The following is a 14,509-nucleotide window of genomic DNA, read 5'->3' on the forward strand; positions in this document are numbered from 1 at the left end:
CCTGATCGTGCCGGTGGCCATGGAAGAGAAGCTGCGCTTCGCCATCCGTGAAGGCGGACGCACCGTCGGCGCCGGCGTCGTCGCCGCCATCAACGAGTAATCGTCCGCCTCAACGGTCACGTCTGCAGGGAACGATTGAGGGGCGGGTCCTCGCGCCCGCCCCACATCGCCCCGCCAAGGTTTCAGGTCATGAACGGTCAGAATATTCGTATCCGCCTCAAGGCGTTCGACCATCGCATCCTCGATGCATCGACCCGCGAGATCGTCTCGACGGCCAAGCGCACCGGCGCGACCATCCGTGGTCCCATACCGCTGCCGACGCATATCGAGAAGTTCACCGTCAACCGCTCGCCGCACATCGACAAGAAGTCGCGCGAGCAGTTCGAGATGCGCACCCACAAGCGCGTCCTCGATATCGTCGATCCGACGCCTCAGACCGTGGACGCGCTGATGAAGCTCGACCTCGCCGCCGGCGTGGACGTGGAGATCAAGCTCTAAGTCCCGCCGGGATTTAGAGCTTACCGTAGAATCGCGCGAGGGAGACACCTATGCGCTCAGGCGTCATCGCACAGAAGGTCGGCATGACCCGCATCTTTACGGATGCAGGCGAACATGTCCCCGTCACAGTGCTCAAAATTGATCAATGTCAGGTGGTTGCCCACCGCACCGTCGAGAAGAATGGCTACGTCGCCCTTCAGGTCGGCGTCGGCAAAGCCAAGGTGAAGAACGTGTCGGCTGCAGAACGCGGCCGGTTCGCAGTTGCCAAGGTCGAGCCCAAGCAGAAGCTTGCCGAGTTCCGCGTGTCCGAAGACAAGCTGATCCCGGTCGGCGCCGAGATCACCGCCGACCACTTCATTCCGGGCCAGTTCGTCGATGTGACGGGCACGACCACCGGTAAGGGCTTCGCCGGCGGTATGAAGCGCTGGAACTTCGGCGGCCTTCGCGCCACCCACGGCGTGTCCATCTCGCACCGTTCGATCGGTTCGACCGGTGGCCGCCAGGATCCGGGCAAGACGTTCAAGAACAAGAAGATGCCCGGTCACATGGGCGTCGATCGGGTCACCACCCAGAACCTGCGTGTCGTGCGCACGGATCCTGAGCGTGGCCTCATCCTCGTCGAGGGCGCCGTCCCCGGTGTCGCTGGCGGTTGGATTCAGATCCGCGACGCGGTGAAGCGTAAGCTCCCCGCGGACGTTCCGCAGCCTGGTAAGTTCCGTGAGCTGGGCGCTTCGGCTCCCGCGACCGAGGCACCGGCTCCCGAGGCTCCCGCTTCCGAGGAGAACGCGTGATGCAGATCGATATCACCACGCTCGACGGCGAAGGTGCCGGGTCGGTCGACCTCAACGAGACCATCTTCGGTCTCGAGCCGCGCGTCGACCTGCTCCAGCGCATGGTGCGTTGGCAGCTCGCCAAGCGTCAGGCGGGCACCCACGCGGTGAAGAACCGATCCGACGTGAACCGCACCCGCAAGAAGCTGTACAAGCAGAAGGGTACGGGTAACGCACGTCACGGCGCGGCGTCGGCTCCGCAGTTCCGCGGTGGTGGACGCGCTTTTGGACCGGTTGTTCGCAGCCACGCACACGACCTGCCGAAGAAGGTCCGTGCTCTCGCTCTCAAGCATGCCCTCTCGGCAAAGGTGAAGGATTCCACCCTCATCATCATCGACGACGTAAAGCTGGCCGAGGGTAAGACCAAAGCGCTGGTCGAGCGTTTCGAGAAGATGGGGCTGTCCAGCGCTCTGATCATCGGCGGTGCCGAGGTCGATGTGAACTTTGCCCGCGCCGCCCGGAACATTCCGCAGATCGACGTGCTTCCGGTCCAGGGCATCAACGTCTACGACATCCTGCGTCGCGAGAAGCTCGTGCTGACCCGCGCAGCGATCGATGCGCTGGAGGCGCGTTTCCAATGAGTGCCGATCCGCGCCACTACGACATCATCGTCTCCCCGGTCATCACCGAGAAGGCGACGAACCTCACCGAACAGAACAAGGTCGTGTTCCGGGTAGCCCCGAAGGCGACGAAGCCGCAGATCAAGGAAGCGGTCGAGAAGCTGTTCGACGTCAAGGTCACGGGCGTGAATACGCTCGTCACCAAGGGCAAGAAGAAGATTTTTCGCGGGCTTCGCGGACAGCGCTCGGACGTGAAGAAAGCGATCGTGACCCTCGCCGAGGGTGAGACGATCGACGTCACGACCGGCCTCTGAGACAAGTCGGGTTAAGGATTACCACCGATGGCCTTGAAGACATTCAAACCGGTCACGCCGAGCCTTCGCCAGCTCGTGCTCGTCGACCGCCGTGAGCTCTACAAGGGCAAGCCGGTCAAGAAGCTCACCGAGGGCAAGTCGTCGTCCGGCGGCCGCAACAACCTCGGCCGCATCACGGTTCGCTTTCGCGGCGGCGGTCACAAGCGCACGCTCCGCAACGTGGATTTCAAGCGTCGCGAGCAGATGGGCGTGTCCGCCACCGTCGAGCGGATCGAATACGATCCGAACCGCACGGCGTTCATCGCGCTGATCGCCTTCCCCGATGGCACGCAGAGCTACATCTTGGCTCCGCAGCGTCTGTCGCCCGGCGATAAGGTGATCGCGGCCGAACAGGTCGACATCAAGCCCGGCAATGCCGGTCCGGTCGGCAACATGCCGGTGGGCACGATTGTCCACAACGTGGAGCTGAAGATCGGCAAGGGCGGCGCAATCGCCCGCTCAGCCGGCAACTACGCCCAGATCGTGGGTCGCGATCAGGGCTACGTGACGCTTCGTCTGAACTCCGGCGAGCAGCGCCTGGTCCATGGTCAGTGCTTCGCCAGCGTCGGCGCGGTTTCGAACCCGGACCACATGAACATCTCGCTCGGCAAGGCCGGCCGCAACCGCTGGCTCGGCAAGCGCCCGCACGTTCGCGGCGTTGCCATGAACCCGGTCGACCACCCGCACGGCGGCGGCGAGGGACGCACTTCCGGCGGCCGTAACCCGGTCACGCCCTGGGGCGTTCCCACGAAGGGGAAGAAGACCCGCTCGAACAAGCGGACCGACGTCTTCATCCTGTCCAGCCGTCATAACCGTAAGAAGTAACGCCCATGGCACGCTCGCTCTGGAAGGGGCCGTTCATCGACGGCTACCTCCTCAAGAAGGCTGAAGCCGCTCGCGGTTCCAGCCGTAACGAAGTCATCAAGATCTGGAGCCGCCGCTCCACGATCCTGCCGCAGTTCGTTGGCCTCACCTTCGGTGTGCACAACGGGCAGAAGCACATCCCGGTCTACGTCTCCGAGGAAATGGTGGGCCACAAGTTCGGTGAGTTCTCGCCGACCCGCACCTTCCACGGTCACGCAGCCGATAAGAAGTCGAAGAGGCGCTGATCATGGGTAAGCCCGCCACTCCCCGCGCGCTCCCCGAGAACGAGGCTCAGGCCGTCGCGCGCATGCTGCGCGTCAGCCCCCAGAAGCTCAATCTCGTCGCGCAGCTCATTCGCGGCAAGAAGGTCGATTCGGCATTGGCCGATCTCGAATTCTCCCGCAAGCGGATCGCCCGGGAGGTCAAGAAGTGCCTCGAGAGCGCGATCGCCAATGCTGAGAACAACCACAACCTGGACGTCGACGATCTCGTCGTCACCCAGGCGTTCGTTGGCAAAGCCCTCGTGCTGAAGCGGTTCCACGCCCGTGCGCGTGGCCGCGGCGCCCGTATCCTGAAGCCCTTCGCGAACCTCACCATCGTGGTGCGCGAAGTCCCGACCGCCGAAGCGGCGTGAGGAGGACCTGATGGGCCAGAAAGTCAATCCGATCGGTCTCCGGCTCGGTATCAACCGGACCTGGGATTCCCGCTGGTTCGCCCAGAAGGGTGAATATGCGAAGCTCATGCACGAGGACGTCGCGATCCGCGCCGCCCTCATGAAGCAGCTCAAGCAGGCTGCAGTTTCGAAGATTGTCATCGAGCGTCCGCACCGGAAGTGCCGTGTCACCATTCACTCGGGTCGTCCGGGCGTGGTCATCGGCAAGAAGGGTGCGGACATTGAGAAGCTGCGCAAGCTGGTCGGTACGCTGACCAAGGCCGAGGTGACGATCAATATCGTCGAGGTGCGTAAGCCCGAAATCGACGCCACGCTGGTGGCCGATTCGATCGCTCAGCAGCTCGAGCGCCGCGTCGCTTTCCGTCGTGCTATGAAGCGCGCTGTTCAGTCGGCGATGCGTCTCGGCGCCGAGGGCATCCGGATCAACTGCTCGGGCCGTCTCGGCGGCGCCGAGATCGCTCGCCAGGAATGGTATCGCGAGGGACGCGTCCCGCTGCACACGCTCCGCGCCGATGTCGACTATGGCGTCGCGACCGCCTTCACAACCTACGGGACGTGCGGGATCAAGGTTTGGGTGTTTAAGGGCGAAATCCTCGAGCACGACCCGATGGCACAGGATAAGAAGGCGCAGGAAGAGGGTGGCCGTTCGGGCGGCCGTCGCGAGCGCGATGGTGAGGGTGGCCGCGAGCGCGGCCGGCGCGAGCACGCCTAACGGCGTGTTCGTGTCCCCGTCACCCAGAAAGGTGTTGAGAGGCTGCCATGTTGCAACCCAAGAAGACCAGGTTTCGTAAGCAGTTCAAGGGTCGCATTCACGGTGCGGCCAAGGGCGGTTTCGACCTTAACTTCGGGACGTTCGGCCTGAAGGCCATCGAGCCCGAGCGCATCACCGCGCGTCAGATCGAGGCGGCTCGCCGCGCGATCACCCGCGAAATGAAGCGCCAGGGCCGTGTCTGGATCCGGATCTTCCCGGACGTTCCGGTCACTGCCAAGCCCACCGAAGTCCGCATGGGCTCCGGTAAGGGTGCTCCGGAGTTCTGGGCTGCTCGCGTGCATCCTGGACGAATCATGTTCGAAGTCGACGGCGTGGCCGAGGACGTTGCGAAGGAGGCCCTGCGCCTCGGCGCAGCGAAACTTCCCATCCGCACGCGCGTCGTCCAGCGCATCGCTGATTGAGGGAGGGGATCATGAAGTCGTCGCAAAGACAGTCGGATCTGGCCGCCTTGTCGCCCGATCAGCTGACCGATGAGTTGCTGAACCTGAAGAAGGAGCAGTTCAACCTGCGCTTCCAGGGTGCCACCGGTCAGCTCGAGAACGTCGCGCGTGTCCGCGAAGTCCGCCGCGATATCGCCCGCGTTCGCACGCTTCAGCGTCAGAAGACGCTGAAGTCCGCGCAGGCCTGAGGAGTACATCATGCCGAAGCGCGTATTGCAGGGTGTCGTTGTTAGCGACAAGGGCGAGAAGACCATCGTCGTCAAGGTGGAGCGTCGCTTCACCCACCCGGTGATGAAGAAGACCGTCCGTCGTTCGAAGAACTACCACGCTCACGATGAGACTAACATCGCCAAGGTCGGCCAGACCGTGTCGATCGAGGAGTGCCGTCCGTTCTCCAAGACCAAAACTTGGAAGCTCGTCGAGGGTGCTCCCGCCAACGAGGTGGCTCCGGCTTAGGCCTGACTGAGATGCATCGACGTCGAAGCGGGCGCAGATCCCTGCGCCCGCTTTTTCGTTGTGGCGGCCGATTCTGGATCGGCTGAGGCTGTGCCCGATGGTTCCCGGCTGTACCGCCAGTTACGGAAATACACCTTGCGTGATTTGGCCTGCCGGTGTAATGGCCATGCCTTCGCGACAGGTGAGAGGGGTGTTCGCACCCTTCGTACGCGGCGACCGCGCCGGGGTCTACGGACACCGATAGCGCGGTGCTTCATATGAGCCGGGGACATCAGATCCCCATCAGGCGTCGTCCGCCGGACAATACCGTCCGCGTGCGGAAACCCGCCTGAAACAAGGAAAGGTCACTGCCCGTGATCCAGATGCAGACGAATCTGGACGTCGCCGACAACTCTGGTGCGCGCCGCGTGATGTGCATCAAGGTTCTGGGCGGGTCGAAGCGTAAATACGCCGGTGTCGGCGACATCATCGTGGTCTCCGTCAAGGAAGCAATTCCCCGGGGCCGCGTGAAGAAGGGCGACGTCATGAAGGCGGTCGTCGTTCGCACGGCTAAGGAAGTGAAGCGTCCCGATGGGTCGGTGATTCGCTTCGACAAGAACGCTGCCGTTCTGATCAACAATCAGAAGGAGCCGATCGGCACCCGTATCTTCGGACCGGTTCCGCGCGAGCTGCGCGCCCGCAACCACATGAAGATCATCTCGCTCGCGCCGGAGGTGCTGTAATGGCCGCTAAGGTCAAGAAAGGCGACAAGGTCGTCGTCCTCACCGGTCGCGACAAGGGTCGTTCCGGCGAGGTCATCCAGGTGCTCCCCAAGGAAGATCGCGCGCTCGTTCGCGGCATCAACCTGGTGAAGAAGCACCAGAAGCAGACGCAGAACCAGGAAGGCGGCATCGTCTCCAAGGAAGCTGCGATTCACCTGTCCAACATCGCCGTCGCCGATCCCAAGGATGGTCAGCCCACGCGCGTTGGTTTCCGCATTCTCGACGACGGCCGCAAAGTCCGGTTCGCCAAGCGCTCGGGGGATCTGATCGATGGCTGAGAAGAACACTGACGGGTACACCCCGCGCCTGCGCAAGCACTACGATGAAGTCGTGCGCCAGAAGCTGATCGAAGAGTTCGGCTACAAGAACCCCATGCAGGTTCCGGTCATCGAGAAGATCGTGATCAACATGGGTGTCGGCGAGTCGACCGCGGACTCTAAGAAGGCTTCGGTTGCCGCCGGCGATCTGGCCCTCATCGCCGGCCAGAAGCCGGTCATCACCAAGGCCCGTAAGGCCATCGCGACCTTCAAGGTCCGTGAGGGAATGCCGATCGGCTGCAAGGTGACGCTGCGCAAGCAGCGCATGTACGAGTTCATGGATCGGCTGATCACGATTGCCCTCCCGCGCGTTCGCGACTTCCGCGGCCTGAACCCGCGTTCTTTCGACGGCAACGGCAACTATGCCCTCGGTCTGAAAGAGCACCTCGTGTTCCCGGAGATCTCGTACGACAAGGCCGAGGCCACCTGGGGCATGGACATCGTCATCCAGACGACGGCCCGTACCGATGCTGAGGCGCGCGCGCTCCTCACGCAGTTCCGATTCCCGTTCCGGCAGTGAGCCCCCGCTAGGGTCTCAGACGCGGACACCGGAGAGAGAAATGGCAAAGAAAAGCTCGATCGAGAAGAACAAGCACCGCGAAGCGCTGGTTAAGCTCTATGCTCCCAAGCGCAAGGCGCTGCTTGCCACGGCGAATGACGAGTCCCTGGAGATGGAGGAGCGCTTCGAAGCGCGCCTGAAGCTCGCGGAACTGCCCCGCAACTCGTCCCCCACCCGCATCCGCAACCGTTGCGGCATGACCGGCCGGCCGCGTGCCTTCTATCGCAAGATGGGCATCTCGCGCATCGCGCTGCGCGAACTCGGCAACCAGGGTCTGATCCCCGGTCTCGTCAAGTCGAGCTGGTAAGGAGCAACCACCATGGTCAACGATCCCGTGGGTGATATGCTCACCCGCATCCGCAATGGTCAGCAGCGCCGTCGCAACGTCGTCCAGACGCCCGGTTCACGTCTGCGCGCCAGCGTGCTCGACGTCCTCAAGTCCGAGGGCTACATCCGCGACTACGCGACCACGGATTACGGCAACGGCCGTACCGAGTTCGCGATCGAGCTGAAATACTACGACGGCCAGCCCGTCATCCGCTCGATCCAGCGCGTGTCGAAGCCAGGTCGCCGCGTCTACTCGTCGGTTGGCGAGCTGCCGCGCGTCGCCGACGGTCTCGGCGTCACCATCGTGTCCACCCCGCAGGGCGTCATGGCCGACCACGAGGCGCGCGAGCGCAACGTCGGCGGTGAAGTGCTCTGCAAGGTGTTCTGATCTCGGACTTGGAGGAATAAGGCGATGTCTCGCGTAGGCAAGAAGCCCGTTCCCGTCCCGTCCGGTGTGACGGCCACGGTGACCGGTCAGACGGTTAAGATGAAGGGCTCCAAAGGCGAGCTCCAGTACGTCGTTCCCAATGTGGTCGACGTGAAGTTCGAGGATGGCGCCGTTTCGGTGCAGCCCCGGAACCAGACGAAGGAGGCCCGCTCGCTGTGGGGGACCTCCAGAGCTCAGGTGGCGAACCTCGTCGAGGGCGTCTCGAAGGGTTTCGAGAAGAAGCTCGAGATCACCGGCGTGGGTTACCGCGCCGCGATGGCCGGCAAGGCATTGAAGCTCTCGCTCGGTTACAGCCACGACATCGAGTACGAGATCCCCGCGGGGATCACGATCGCGGTGCCGAAGCCCACCGAAATCGTCATCACCGGCATCGACCGGCAGGTGGTCGGACAGGTGGCAGCCGAGATCCGCGACTATCGCGGCCCTGAGCCCTACAAGGGCAAGGGCGTGAAGTACGCGGGCGAGTTCATCTTCCGCAAGGAAGGCAAGAAGAAGTAAGGGCCGGCCAACATGTCACGCAAATTCGATGCACTCGACCGCCGCAAGGCGCGTGTGCGCCGCGCGCTGCGGGCGGCGGCCAATGGGCGGCCCCGGCTTTCGGTGTTCCGTTCATCCAAGCAGATCTACGTTCAGGTCATCGACGACGCGGCGGGCAAGACCCTCGCTTCGGCTTCGAGCCTCGACAAGGATCTCCGCACCGGCCTCAAGACCGGTGCCGACGTTTCCGCCGCGCAGGCGGTTGGCAAGCTCGTCGCCGAGCGGGCCAAGGCTGCGGGCGTCACCCAGGTGATCTTCGATCGCTCGGGCTACCTCTATCACGGGCGCGTCAAGGCGCTCGCCGACGCTGCCCGCGAGGGCGGCCTCGAGTTCTAAGATTGGCGGAGGAGGGCGGCTTCGGCCGCTCTCCGTTCCAGACGATTCAAGCGAGCGGGTCCGCCACCCGCGCCAGTGAGATGGACATACAGAATGGCACGTGAACGTGAAGGCGGGGGCCGCGGCCGTCGCGATGAGCGCGAGGAGCGCGACAGCGAGTTCGTGGACAAGCTCGTCCACATCAACCGTGTCGCCAAGGTGGTGAAGGGCGGCCGTCGTTTCGGCTTTGCTGCACTCGTCGTCGTCGGCGACCAGAAGGGCCGCGTCGGGTTTGGCCACGGCAAGGCGCGCGAAGTGCCGGAGGCGATCCGCAAGGCCACGGAAGCTGCCAAGCGCGGTCTCGTCCGCGTGGCACTGCGCGAGGGTCGTACGCTCCACCACGACGTCTATGGTCGTCATGGCGCCGGCAAGGTGATTCTCCGCGCTGCCCCCCAGGGTACCGGCATCATCGCGGGTGGTCCGATGCGCGCCGTGTTCGAGACGCTGGGCATGCAGGACGTGGTGGCGAAGAGCCTGGGTTCTTCGAACCCCTACAACCTGGTGCGGGCGACCTTCGAGGCGCTCAAGAATGAAGACAGTCCGCGTTCGGTCGCGGCCCGTCGCGGTCTCAAGGTGTCGGCCCTCCAGGCCCGTCGTCGTGATGCCGATCCGTCCGACATGTCCGAAGCAGCCGTAGCGTAAGGGAGGGTCCGATGGCACAGAAGACTCTCCGGGTTGAGCAGATCGGCTCGCCCATTCGCCGCGAAGGTGACCAGCGCGCGACGCTGATCGGCCTGAAGCTGAACAAGCTGCACCGGGTTTCCGAGCTGGAGGATACCCCCTCCGTGCGCGGCATGATCCGCAAGGTGCAGCACCTCGTGCGCGTCGTCAGCGACGCGGCCTGAGGGAGGGCATCATGAAACTCAACGAACTTCGCGATAACGACGGCGCTACCAAGAACCGGATGCGCGTCGGTCGGGGCATCGGCTCCGGCAAGGGCAAGACCGCGGGACGCGGCGTGAAGGGTCAGAAGGCCCGGACTGGCGTTTCCATCAAGGGCTTCGAGGGCGGCCAGATGCCGTTGCATCGTCGTCTGCCGAAGCGCGGCTTCAACAACCTGTACTCGACGGACCTGAACGAGGTGAACCTCGGCCGCGTCCAGCAGGCTGTCGATGCCGGCCGCATTGAGGCGGGCGCAACCGTCACCGTCGAGACCCTGATCGCCGCCGGTGTCTGCGCTCGCGCCCGTGACGGCGTGAAGCTGCTCGGCGTCGGTGAGCTGACCACCAAGCTGACGTTCGAGGTCACCCGCGCGTCGAAGTCGGCGATCGAGGGTGTCGAGAAGGCCGGCGGTGCGGTCACCGTGACCTACGGCGACGGCGTTTCCACGCGCGGCAAGCCCGCCCGCGTGGTTGCGTAGCCCCGAGTCTGACTTTAAGTCGATGCTCTGAGCGGCGGCCCGTGCGACCTCGCGCGTGGCCGCCGTTCCCGTTTTATCGGGGAGCGTGAGCGTCTCGTCTGAGGCGATCCGCAGCTCCCGTATGACCCATCTCAGGAAACGGTGTCATGGCCTCAGCCGCCGAGCAGCTCGCCGCGAACCTCAACTTCGGGGCCATCGCCAAGGCCGATGAACTCAAGAAGCGCATCTGGTTCACGCTGGGTGCGCTCATCGTCTTCCGTCTGGGCACCTACATCCCGATCCCCGGGATCGATCCGGAGCAGTTCGCGCGGAACTTCCAGCAGCAGGCGGGCGGCGTGCTCGGCCTGTTCAACATGTTTTCGGGCGGTGCGGTCGAGCGCATGGCGATCTTCGCGCTCAACATCATGCCCTACATCTCCGCCTCGATCATTATCCAGCTCCTCACCTCGGTGATCCCGAGCCTGGAATCGCTGAAGAAGGAAGGCGAGTCGGGCCGTAAGGTCATCAACCAGTACACACGCTATCTCACGGTGGTGCTGGCGCTCGTTCAATCGTGGGGGATCGCCTTCGGCTTGCAGAGCTCGAGTGCGGCGATCGACCCAGGTCCGTTCTTCATCCTGTCGACGGTGATCACGCTGACGGGAGGTACGCTCTTCCTGATGTGGATCGGCGAGCAGATCACCTCGCGTGGCATCGGCAACGGTTCGTCCCTGATCATCTTCGCCGGCATCGTCGCACACCTGCCGGTCGCCATCGTGGGCGCTCTCGAGCTCAGCCGAACCGGTGCGCTGTCCTCCGCGGTGATTCTCGGGATGGGCGTCGCGGCGATCGCGCTGGTCTACTTCATCGTGTTCATGGAGCGTGCTCAGCGCCGCCTGTTGATCAACTACCCGAAGCGGCAGGTCGGCAATCGGATGTACGAGGGTCAGACCTCGTTCCTGCCCTTGAAGCTCAACACCGCCGGCGTCATTCCGCCGATCTTCGCCTCATCGCTGCTGCTGCTTCCCGCGACCGTCGCGAGCTTCTCGGCCAACAATGGCGGCACCGGTATCCTGGCGACGATCACGACCTATATCGGGCATGGCCGGCCCCTCTACATGGTCCTCTATGCGGCGCTGATCATCTTCTTCGCGTTCTTCTATACCGCGGTGGTGTTCAACCCCGAGGAAACCGCGGACAATCTGAAGAAGCAGGGAGGATTCATCCCCGGCATCCGGCCCGGTGAGCGTACGGCTGCGTTCATCGACAAGGTTCTGACGCGGATTACCCTAATCGGCGCCCTGTACCTGACCTTCGTGTGCCTGGTGCCGGAGATTCTGGCCTCCTACTCCTCAGCCAGCATTGGCTTTGGCGGGACCTCGCTTCTGATCGTTGTCTCCGTGACCATGGATACGGTGGCGCAGATCCACGGTCATTTGATGGCGCATCAGTACGAGGGCTTGGTCAAGAAGGCCAAACTGCGTGGGGCATCGCGCCGTCGCTGACATGACGGCCGCGGTGGTTTTCCGGCTGCCGCGCCCGTTGCTAGACTACCGGCTTTCCCGGGTCGGACTGCCGAGCGATCAAGACAAAACGTACTGAGGAAACGACACCATGCGCATCATCCTGCTTGGGCCCCCCGGCGCGGGGAAGGGGACGCAGTCTGAGCGGATCGTTGCACGGTACGGCATCCCACAACTATCGACCGGCGACATGTTGCGGGCGGCGGTTTCGGCAGGAACTCCGGTCGGCCTGCAGGCGAAGAGCGTGATGGAGGCGGGTGGACTGGTCTCGGACGCGATCGTGGTCGGGATCGTCGCAGACCGGATCGAGGAGGCCGACGCCAAACGTGGCTTCATCCTCGATGGCTTTCCGCGCACCGTGGAACAGGCCAGGGCCCTCGATGCCATGCTGTCCGAGAAGGGCATCGCCCTGGATACCGTGATCGAGTTCGCGGTCGATGAGAATGCCCTGGTCGGCCGCATCGCCCGGCGTGCCGAGGAGACTGCGGCGCGCGGCCAGCCCGTCCGTAAGGACGATACGCCGGAGGTGTTCAAGACGCGCCTCGATGCGTACCGGAAGCAGACTGCGCCGCTTTCCGATTATTACGCCGGTACCGGTCTGCTGCAGACGATCGATGGCATGAAGGCGGTCGATGCCGTAACCGAGGATCTTGTCGCGAGCCTTGATCGTCTGTCGGCCGCCGCCGCGTCCTGATCAGGCGCCGGTAGCGTCTTCGATTTTACCCGCTGCTCGGGTTGACACATTTTCTGGTCCGCGCTAGTGGGCCGGTCTTCGTTCAGCGGAAGTGGGTTCGGATCGCCTCATTGAGGGGCTGATGCGGGCCGATTTTTCGTTTCGGACGGCGTGCATGGGCCGGTCTCCACCGGACGCGCGTCACACTCTGGCCCGTGCCTTCGCCCGGTGCCTCATGGAGAGTTCCCTTGGCTCGTATCGCCGGCGTCAACATCCCGACCAACAAGCGCGTTGTCATCGCGCTTCAGTACATCCACGGCATCGGCCCTAAGAAGGCCGAGGAGATCACCGGAAAGGTCGGTATTCCGGCCGAGCGCCGCGTCAACCAGCTGACCGACGCCGAAGTGCTCTCGATTCGTGAGACCATCGACCGCGACTACATCGTCGAGGGCGATCTGCGTCGTGAAGTGTCGATGAACATCAAGCGCCTGATGGATCTCGGCTGTTACCGAGGCCTGCGCCACCGCCGCAACCTGCCCGTCCGCGGCCAGCGCACGCATACCAACGCGCGTACCCGCAAGGGCAAGTCGAAGCCGATCGCCGGCAAGAAGAAGTAATCATTCGAGATTGGCAGGTCGGCTTCGTACGGCCCCCCTCTGTTGTGTCGCGGATCCCGTTATCGGGAACCACGTGGCGGCACGGCGGTCCTGGATCGTTCATCCAGTGCTCGCTTGCCGAGATCAGAAGACTCCCGAGCGCCTGGAATCACGGGCGCGCCTGAAGGACGAGAGAACACATGGCCAAGGAAACCACCCGCGTTCGTCGCCGCGAACGTAAGAACATCGTCTCGGGCGTCGCGCATGTGAACGCGTCGTTCAATAACACGATGGTCACCATCACCGATGCCCAGGGCAACACCATCTCGTGGTCGTCTGCCGGCGCGATGGGCTTCAAGGGCTCGCGTAAGTCGACCCCTTATGCCGCTCAGGTTGCGGCCGAAGACGCTGCCCGCAAGGCGGCCGAGCACGGTATGCGGACCCTCGAGGTTGAGGTCTCCGGTCCTGGATCGGGTCGCGAGTCGGCTCTGCGCGCCCTGCAGGCCGCCGGCTTCACCGTGACCTCGATTCGTGACGTGACCTCGATCCCGCATAACGGCTGCCGCCCGCGCAAGCGTCGTCGCGTCTAAGCGAAAGCGAACACGAACTCTTGGGGCCTGCCACGGAGACGCGCGTGTCGAATGCTCAGAATCCGCTTCCGGGTGTGCTGCGGTGGAGCTTGGGTGATCTCACGATCACGGTGATGAATGACGGCTACCTTCAGGGGTCGCTCGATCTCGTCACCGGGATCGAACGCGAGGAGGCCGGTGCCCTGCAGGCTGCCGGCTTTCGCGCGCAGGATCCTCGCATCACGCTGAACGCGTTTCTAATCACGGGCCCCGGTCGCAAACCGGTCCTGATCGACTCGGGGATGGGCAGCTTCGGCGGACCGTCTCTCGGTCGCGTTCCGGCGGCTCTCGCGGCAGCGGGTGTGGCGCCCGCCTCGATCGAGACGGTGCTGCTCACGCATCTGCATCCAGATCACGCCGGCGGGCTGCTCGCCGGCGAAGGGATGGCGGCCTACCCGAATGCGGAACTCGTGCTGCATTCCGACGAGGCGGCACATTGGCTCGACGACGGGGCGCTCTCGCGTGCATCCGAGGAAGCGAAGCCCTACTTCGAGATGGCGAGAAAGGCGACGGCACCCTACGCGGAACGCATCCGCACGATGACGGGCGGTAGCGTCGCTCCGGGAATCGAGGCTGTGCCTTTGCCGGGGCATACTCCGGGACACACAGGCTATCGCATCACATCGGGTAATGCGTCGCTTTTGATGTGGGCAGATATCGTTCATCTGCCGGCGATCCAGTTCAAGCAGCCGGAAGCCGGTATGGTCTTCGACGTCGATGAAAATCAGGCACGCGACGTGCGTCGCCGGATGCTTGATTCGGTCTCTCAGGACCGGGCCTTCGTGGCAGGTGCCCATCTGGAATTTCCCGCTCTGGGCTTCGTTGCTCGGGATGGAGCCGGTTACCGTTTCGTCCCGGAACTCTGGGTCGCTGCGCAATAATTGTCGGCGCTCAGCGCGGACACATCAGTTTCAGGCCCGCCGGGCGCCGATGGCGCGGCGTCGACGGGCGACGCGCGGACCACGTGTGGGGCCCGCGC

General features: G+C 63.9%; 26 protein-coding genes and 1 pseudogene. All 27 read left to right on the forward strand.

Features of this window, described 5'->3' with window-relative positions; translation table 11 throughout:
* A pseudogene (locus tag ASF57_RS24455) lies at positions 1-100 on the forward strand (elongation factor Tu); the annotation flags it as partial.
* 89 nt (positions 101-189) lie between these two features.
* The gene (gene rpsJ, locus ASF57_RS06015) at positions 190-498 is read left to right on the forward strand and encodes a 30S ribosomal protein S10 (protein WP_018044230.1); all 309 of its coding nucleotides are present in this window, start codon (positions 190-192) and stop codon (positions 496-498) included.
* Positions 499-548: 50 nt separating this feature from the next.
* Positions 549-1,289: a 50S ribosomal protein L3 gene (rplC, locus tag ASF57_RS06020; RefSeq protein ID WP_056183512.1), complete on the forward strand. Its 741-nt coding sequence runs from the start codon at positions 549-551 to the stop codon at positions 1,287-1,289.
* A complete protein-coding gene (gene rplD / locus ASF57_RS06025) occupies positions 1,289-1,909 on the forward strand; it encodes a 50S ribosomal protein L4 (RefSeq protein ID WP_056481094.1) in 621 nt (206 codons plus the stop codon). Before rplC ends, rplD begins: the two co-directional genes overlap by 1 nt.
* Positions 1,906-2,202: a 50S ribosomal protein L23 gene (locus ASF57_RS06030; RefSeq protein WP_056091577.1), complete on the forward strand. Its 297-nt coding sequence runs from the start codon at positions 1,906-1,908 to the stop codon at positions 2,200-2,202. Before rplD ends, ASF57_RS06030 begins: the two co-directional genes overlap by 4 nt.
* 27 nt (positions 2,203-2,229) lie before the next feature.
* On the forward strand, positions 2,230-3,066 hold the full coding sequence (rplB, locus tag ASF57_RS06035) for a 50S ribosomal protein L2 (protein WP_055949274.1): 837 nt from the start codon (positions 2,230-2,232) through the stop codon (positions 3,064-3,066).
* 5 nt (positions 3,067-3,071) lie between these two features.
* A complete protein-coding gene (rpsS, locus tag ASF57_RS06040) occupies positions 3,072-3,350 on the forward strand; it encodes a 30S ribosomal protein S19 (protein WP_055949278.1) in 279 nt (92 codons plus the stop codon).
* A gap of 2 nt (positions 3,351-3,352) precedes the next feature.
* Complete coding sequence (gene rplV / locus ASF57_RS06045; protein WP_056183517.1) at positions 3,353-3,739, forward strand: 50S ribosomal protein L22; 387 nt, start codon at positions 3,353-3,355, stop codon at positions 3,737-3,739.
* 10 nt (positions 3,740-3,749) lie between these two features.
* Entirely contained in the window at positions 3,750-4,490 is a 741-nt protein-coding gene (gene rpsC / locus ASF57_RS06050) for a 30S ribosomal protein S3 (protein ID WP_056481096.1), read from the forward strand.
* A 47-nt stretch (positions 4,491-4,537) separates the two neighbouring features.
* Positions 4,538-4,951: a 50S ribosomal protein L16 gene (gene rplP, locus ASF57_RS06055; protein WP_056091591.1), complete on the forward strand. Its 414-nt coding sequence runs from the start codon at positions 4,538-4,540 to the stop codon at positions 4,949-4,951.
* A gap of 11 nt (positions 4,952-4,962) precedes the next feature.
* Entirely contained in the window at positions 4,963-5,178 is a 216-nt protein-coding gene (gene rpmC, locus ASF57_RS06060; protein ID WP_056219869.1) for a 50S ribosomal protein L29, read from the forward strand.
* A 10-nt stretch (positions 5,179-5,188) separates the two neighbouring features.
* The gene (gene rpsQ, locus ASF57_RS06065; protein WP_056183521.1) at positions 5,189-5,446 is read left to right on the forward strand and encodes a 30S ribosomal protein S17; all 258 of its coding nucleotides are present in this window, start codon (positions 5,189-5,191) and stop codon (positions 5,444-5,446) included.
* Positions 5,447-5,799: 353 nt separating this feature from the next.
* Positions 5,800-6,168: a 50S ribosomal protein L14 gene (gene rplN, locus ASF57_RS06070; RefSeq protein WP_055949294.1), complete on the forward strand. Its 369-nt coding sequence runs from the start codon at positions 5,800-5,802 to the stop codon at positions 6,166-6,168.
* Positions 6,168-6,485, forward strand: a complete 318-nt coding sequence (gene rplX, locus ASF57_RS06075) for a 50S ribosomal protein L24 (RefSeq protein WP_056183523.1) — start codon at positions 6,168-6,170, stop codon at positions 6,483-6,485. Before rplN ends, rplX begins: the two co-directional genes overlap by 1 nt.
* Positions 6,478-7,044 (forward strand): 50S ribosomal protein L5, encoded by a 567-nt coding sequence (gene rplE / locus ASF57_RS06080; RefSeq protein ID WP_056183525.1) that lies wholly within the window; start codon positions 6,478-6,480, stop codon positions 7,042-7,044. Before rplX ends, rplE begins: the two co-directional genes overlap by 8 nt.
* A 40-nt stretch (positions 7,045-7,084) precedes the next feature.
* Positions 7,085-7,390, forward strand: coding sequence for a 30S ribosomal protein S14 (gene rpsN / locus ASF57_RS06085; RefSeq protein WP_056183527.1), 306 nt, complete (start codon positions 7,085-7,087; stop codon positions 7,388-7,390).
* Positions 7,391-7,402: 12 nt separating this feature from the next.
* Positions 7,403-7,798, forward strand: coding sequence for a 30S ribosomal protein S8 (rpsH, locus tag ASF57_RS06090; protein ID WP_055881679.1), 396 nt, complete (start codon positions 7,403-7,405; stop codon positions 7,796-7,798).
* A gap of 24 nt (positions 7,799-7,822) precedes the next feature.
* Positions 7,823-8,356, forward strand: coding sequence for a 50S ribosomal protein L6 (gene rplF / locus ASF57_RS06095; RefSeq protein WP_056481098.1), 534 nt, complete (start codon positions 7,823-7,825; stop codon positions 8,354-8,356).
* Between the two features lie 12 nt (positions 8,357-8,368).
* Complete coding sequence (gene rplR / locus ASF57_RS06100; protein WP_056183532.1) at positions 8,369-8,731, forward strand: 50S ribosomal protein L18; 363 nt, start codon at positions 8,369-8,371, stop codon at positions 8,729-8,731.
* Between the two features lie 93 nt (positions 8,732-8,824).
* Positions 8,825-9,412, forward strand: coding sequence for a 30S ribosomal protein S5 (gene rpsE / locus ASF57_RS06105; protein WP_055949312.1), 588 nt, complete (start codon positions 8,825-8,827; stop codon positions 9,410-9,412).
* Positions 9,413-9,423: 11 nt separating this feature from the next.
* On the forward strand, positions 9,424-9,615 hold the full coding sequence (rpmD, locus tag ASF57_RS06110) for a 50S ribosomal protein L30 (RefSeq protein ID WP_056183534.1): 192 nt from the start codon (positions 9,424-9,426) through the stop codon (positions 9,613-9,615).
* Between the two features lie 11 nt (positions 9,616-9,626).
* On the forward strand, positions 9,627-10,130 hold the full coding sequence (rplO, locus tag ASF57_RS06115) for a 50S ribosomal protein L15 (protein WP_056481100.1): 504 nt from the start codon (positions 9,627-9,629) through the stop codon (positions 10,128-10,130).
* A 146-nt stretch (positions 10,131-10,276) separates the two neighbouring features.
* Entirely contained in the window at positions 10,277-11,614 is a 1,338-nt protein-coding gene (gene secY / locus ASF57_RS06120; protein WP_056183538.1) for a preprotein translocase subunit SecY, read from the forward strand.
* Between the two features lie 109 nt (positions 11,615-11,723).
* Positions 11,724-12,326 (forward strand): adenylate kinase, encoded by a 603-nt coding sequence (locus ASF57_RS06125; RefSeq protein WP_056481102.1) that lies wholly within the window; start codon positions 11,724-11,726, stop codon positions 12,324-12,326.
* Between the two features lie 227 nt (positions 12,327-12,553).
* The gene (gene rpsM, locus ASF57_RS06130) at positions 12,554-12,922 is read left to right on the forward strand and encodes a 30S ribosomal protein S13 (RefSeq protein WP_019904471.1); all 369 of its coding nucleotides are present in this window, start codon (positions 12,554-12,556) and stop codon (positions 12,920-12,922) included.
* A gap of 179 nt (positions 12,923-13,101) precedes the next feature.
* A complete protein-coding gene (gene rpsK, locus ASF57_RS06135; RefSeq protein WP_055949325.1) occupies positions 13,102-13,491 on the forward strand; it encodes a 30S ribosomal protein S11 in 390 nt (129 codons plus the stop codon).
* Positions 13,492-13,535: 44 nt separating this feature from the next.
* Positions 13,536-14,411 (forward strand): MBL fold metallo-hydrolase, encoded by an 876-nt coding sequence (locus ASF57_RS06140; protein ID WP_056481104.1) that lies wholly within the window; start codon positions 13,536-13,538, stop codon positions 14,409-14,411.
* The last annotated feature ends 98 nt before the right edge of the window (positions 14,412-14,509 follow it).

The organism is Methylobacterium sp. Leaf117, from assembly GCF_001422985.1.
Lineage (GTDB): Bacteria > Pseudomonadota > Alphaproteobacteria > Rhizobiales > Beijerinckiaceae > Methylobacterium.